The organism is Rhodothermales bacterium (assembly GCA_013002345.1).
In the GTDB taxonomy this organism is placed as follows: Bacteria; Bacteroidota; Rhodothermia; order Rhodothermales; family JABDKH01; genus JABDKH01.
Genome location: JABDKH010000369.1, coordinates 1 through 4,661 on the forward strand (window position 1 = coordinate 1; position 4,661 = coordinate 4,661).

General features: G+C 59.7%; 6 protein-coding genes. 2 read left to right on the plus strand and 4 right to left on the minus strand.

Annotated features, from left to right (window positions below; translation table 11 throughout):
• Positions 1-962, minus strand: a 962-nt coding sequence (locus HKN37_17390) for a xanthine dehydrogenase family protein molybdopterin-binding subunit (GenBank protein ID NNE48429.1), incomplete at its 3' end; no start/stop codon positions are given.
• Positions 959-1,567 (minus strand): (2Fe-2S)-binding protein, encoded by a 609-nt coding sequence (locus HKN37_17395; protein NNE48430.1) that lies wholly within the window; start codon positions 1,565-1,567, stop codon positions 959-961. The genes HKN37_17390 and HKN37_17395, both read right to left, overlap by 4 nt.
• 190 nt (positions 1,568-1,757) lie before the next feature.
• Between HKN37_17395 and HKN37_17400 the strand changes: the two genes are divergently transcribed.
• Positions 1,758-2,204, plus strand: coding sequence for an SUF system NifU family Fe-S cluster assembly protein (locus tag HKN37_17400; protein NNE48431.1), 447 nt, complete (start codon positions 1,758-1,760; stop codon positions 2,202-2,204).
• A 6-nt stretch (positions 2,205-2,210) separates the two neighbouring features.
• Here HKN37_17400 and HKN37_17405 read toward each other — a convergent pair whose 3' ends face one another.
• On the minus strand, positions 2,211-3,257 hold the full coding sequence (locus HKN37_17405) for an XdhC family protein (GenBank protein ID NNE48432.1): 1,047 nt from the start codon (positions 3,255-3,257) through the stop codon (positions 2,211-2,213).
• A 49-nt stretch (positions 3,258-3,306) separates the two neighbouring features.
• Entirely contained in the window at positions 3,307-3,915 is a 609-nt protein-coding gene (locus HKN37_17410) for a nucleotidyltransferase family protein (protein ID NNE48433.1), read from the minus strand.
• 395 nt (positions 3,916-4,310) lie between these two features.
• On the opposite strand from HKN37_17410, the gene HKN37_17415 reads away from it, so the two are divergent.
• Positions 4,311-4,661: dimethylargininase (locus tag HKN37_17415; GenBank protein ID NNE48434.1), on the plus strand; the 351-nt coding region annotated here is incomplete at its 3' end.

Here is a 4,661-nt window from a genome sequence, read left to right on the forward strand (position 1 = left end):
AGCGTTCCGTCATTCCTTACGCCCGCCTTGACTCGCATTCGGTTGGCGGGTCGGTTGCCGACCGCCAACATCGTTTCCTCACGGCTCAGAAAAAGCTTGACCGGTTGGGCTGTTGTCTTCGCGAGCAGCGCGGCAATCACGGTATAACGACCGGCCTGAAGCTTGCTTCCGAATCCACCGCCGACATATTGACAGATAACGCGAACGTTGCTCAGCGGCAGGTTCAGTCGGTCCGAGAGAAGTCGCTGGACCGGATACACGCCCTGTGTCGATTCCCACACCGTGAGGCGGTTGCCATCCCACCTGGCTACACAACCGTGGGGCTCAAGCGGCGTATGGATTTCGCAGTCAGTCCGGTACGTTTCTTCCAGAATGACGTCTGCCGCTTCGAATCCAGACTGGACGTTGCCGCGCTGATAAACATTCGGCCCACCGGCCAGATTGCCTTCATCGCGCGCATTGGGCGAACCTATGTGCGTCGCCCGCTCATAATCCGAGGTAAAAGGAAGTTCATCGTAGACGACCTCGATAGCCATCGCCGCGTCGCGGGCCTGGTGCGGCGTCTCGGCCGCAACCGCCGCAACCGCTTCGCCCTCATAGCGGCAATGGGAGGCAAACAATCCACCGATGGCTTTGCCTTCGCCATTCCAGTACCAATCGAGGTCGGCACCCGGCGAACGACCGGTGATGACGGCGCGTACGCCCGGCATCTTCTCCGCGCGCGACGTGTCCATCGACGAAATTTTCGCATGCGCGTGCGGGCACCTGAGGATAGCACCGTACAGCATGTCCGCAAGTTTGACGTCAGACGGATAGATGGCGGAGCCGCTGACGCGTTCATAGGCATCGACACGCGGAACGGACTTACCAATGACCTTTGTCTTAGTCCAAGGGTCCTGTTTCTGTTGAGGCTCAGGAGTTTCGGGCAGCGGCCCTTGCAGATAGTACAACGCGTCTTTCATGATGTACCTCCGATCTTGCGCCTGGCCAGAGCGGCCTGCTTCGCCGCCTTGAAGATATTCGAGTATGCACCGCAGCGGCACAGATTACCACTCACGCCAAGTCGAATCTCGTCCAGAGAGGGATCGGGATGGGCGCGCAGGAGTCCTTCGACCGCCATGACCTGGCCGGGAGTACAATAGCCGCACTGGAACGCGTCGGTCTCTGCGAACGCGTGCTGGACAGAGCCCAGCTGCTCCCGATCGAGCAATCCTTCAACCGTCGTAATCGCGACGTTCGCTGCTTCGACGGCGAGCGTCATGCATGCGTATCGAGGCACATCGTCGATGAGGACGGTACAGGACCCGCACTCGCCTCGACCGCATCCATGCTTCGAGCCGGTGAGCCCAATTTGTTCTCGCAGGGCGAACAGTAGAGACCACCGCGATTCGACCAGCAGGCGATGCTCTTTCCCGTTGATGTTGAGTACGACCGGAATCCTCTGACCGGGTGCGACGACACGGTCATCGTCCGGCGCATCCTTTTCCACTGACGAACCGACGGTTGCGAGGCCGAATACGCCGAGCCCCGCTGTGCTGAGAAAATCACGACGGCTGACGCCGCTCACAACCTCCTCTGAAGTTTTCTTCTTTTCGTGTGACACGCGTACCTCCGGATGGCTCGGATGTTATGATCAATGTAGTCGCCGATATCGGTGGAATCAACCGCTTCGGGTTCGCGTCAGAACGATAGTTAGCAAGCACTGGCGCGGACTTCAGCCTACCTTTCAGATCGACCAACAGATTTCTCGAACGGCCATGGATTCCGAGCTAAGAGACAGATATCAGGAGATCATCCTTGACCACGATCGGAACCCGAACAATTGCCGTCCACTGGACGATGCGACCCATTCGTCGGAAGGCTACAATCCGATTTGCGGAGACCGCTACAGAATCTTCGTTCGTCTGGTCGACAACAACGTTGCTGACGTAGCGTTCGACGGCAATGGATGTGCCATCTCACGCGCCTCGGCGTCCATCATGACGACGGTGCTCGCCGGCCTCGCGGTCCCTGACGCACTGGCACGCGTCGATGTCGCGATTTCGTTCTTGACCACACGAGATCAAGCCTATTCTGAAATGCTGGGTGATCTCGTGGCCCTGGAGGGTGTGCGGCGTATCCCGACCCGGCAGAAATGTGCGGTGCTTGCGTGGGCGGCGGCCAGATCAGCACTCATGGGACTAGACGCTGTTTCAACCGAGTAGCCACAGCTAGACGGCGAGTTTGCGATTCCGGGCATGAACGATCTGGGCTATTACGCTAAGGGCTATCTCTGCGGGCGATGCGGCGCCAATGTCCAGTCCGACCGGGCCGTGAATCCGATCCGTCTGTCCTGTCGTGAACCCGGCAGCGCCCAGTCGCTCAAGCCTCTTCGCGTGCGTTCGTTTGCTTCCGAGCGCACCGATGTAAGGGATCTCTGAGTTCAGAAAATGATGAAGTGCCGGGTCGTCGATCTTTGGGTCGTGAGTCAACAGCACGGCGTAGGTTTCGTCGTCCAGGTGGGCGTTCGGAAGGGCCTGCTGAGGCCACCGGGCAATCAGTTGATCCGGAGCCGGGTTGAACCGCTCGACGGACGCGAACACCTCGCGCGGATCGATCACGACAGTCTCAAAATCCAGCGCGCTTGCCAGCCTGACAAGGTGAATGGCAATATCGGTCGCACCGACGATGAGGAGTGTCGATCGCGGTGGAAGCACGTGGATGAAGATGTGGCGATCGCCAATCTCCACCGGTCCGGATGACCTCGAGTGATAGGAAGTGACAGCCCGATCAATTGCCGCCTGCGGGAAGTACTTCGGTTCTCCAGTGTGCTGACCCGCGGGATCAATCAACAGATGATGAGACGGGCCGGATTGGACCGTGGTCAGCCAGACCACAGGTCGCGAGTCGCACAGAGCGGACACGACCGCGTCGTCTGTTTGGACGGCCTCCGGGTCGTTGCTCGAATGCGCAAATGGCTCGAGCAACACACGGACCCTTCCACCGCAGCTCAGGCCGACGGACCACGCCGTCTCGTCTGCAATTCCGAACTCCAGTACTCTCTGATGTCCGCTGGCGAGCACCCCGGGAACGGCTTCGATTACTTCGCCCTCGATACACCCGCCGCTGACCGAGCCGACCACCCGCAGATCCGACGAGATGGCCATCGCGGATCCGACGCGTCGGGGCGCGGAGCCCCAAGTCGACATCACCCGCGCAATGGCAAATTGCCGTTCGGCCGCCACCCACTCACGAAGCGTTGATGCAATATCCCGCATGCCTCACCGGGTCGGTTTCGTGAAAGGATCACCGGGACACCAACTCGGGTCAATCGTTCGGGCTAGCCGACAATCGGCGCAAAAGCTCATCGTAAGCCTCCGGTGTGTCCACATCGAACAAGATACCTGCATCGGACACGGGAATCTCGTCCACCACCTGGGCTCGATCATGCAGAATTGCGCGTGCACCCACGTCGCCGGTCAGCGACAGCAGGTCGTTCCTGAACGCGTTGGCAAAAAGCACGGGGTGGCCGCGACGGCCCTCAAACGATGGCACGACTACCTTTCCGTCCGTTGCCCGGTCGCGAACAACCTGCACGGTCTCGGGCCGGATCAGCGGCATGTCTCCCGGCCAGATCAGATAGCTATCGCTTTCGATCGCGTGCCGAACGCCACATACGATCGAGCTCGCCATCCCTGTCTCGAACCGGTTGTTTTGCACTACGCGAACGTCGTAGGGAGAAAGAAGTGTTGCGACGCGTTCCGATTCGTGCCCCGTGACCACAATGGTCTCGGCTCCGGAGGACAGGGCCTTCGAGACCACGGTTTCAAGAACGGTTGAGGTGCCGATGGGGAAGAAGAGCTTGTTGGAAGCTCCGGTACGGCTGGACCAGCCGGCCGCAAGGACAATGGTCGTGGATCGCCGGGGTGTCGTCACGGCAGGACCCGTCTGCCAGGGTCGTTACGTACGAAAGATCAGACAGAAAGATGGGAAACCGGGTTGGCCCGGTTCGCCGTCATGGGTGACGGCGATCTCTATCTATATGACGCCCTTCTTCATCAGGCGGGCGACAAAAACGGTGACTACACCGAATATCGCCCAGATTCCGAGAAGAGGCATCAAGTGTTCGAAATTAAACATCGTTGTATTCTATGTAAACGACCGCGCAGGCGCGATCGGGGGCATTCAGGGATGAGTCGAGATCCCGTTCTGTATGGTTGTCTGAATTCCCCAGTGCACGCGAGGTTCATGCGGGAATTGTTGATAATTTGGGAATCCTGCGTGTAGAAGCAGGCCCGCTCTATGTATCGGACGACCGGCATTCAAATTCAATGTTGACCTGTTTCACACGCGAGGTGAGCCCGGCTCTTGGTGACTGCGAGCTTACGCATGCTCGCAGGCAGTCGGTTGACGTCGAACTGGCCCGGACTCAGCACGCGGCATATGAGGACGCGCTGAGGGCGCTGGGAGCCCGTGTCGAGCGTCTGTCGCTGGCCCCGCATGCCCCTGATGGCGTGTTTGTCGAGGACACCGCTCTGGTGCTGCCCGAGGTGGCCGTAATTTTGCGTCCCGGGGCGCCCTCGCGGCGGCCAGAGACGAAGTCGGTGGCGAAGGCGCTCGGTGCTTTTCGAGAACTCCGTACCGTCCGGTCGCCCGGCACGATCGACGGAGGGGATGTATTA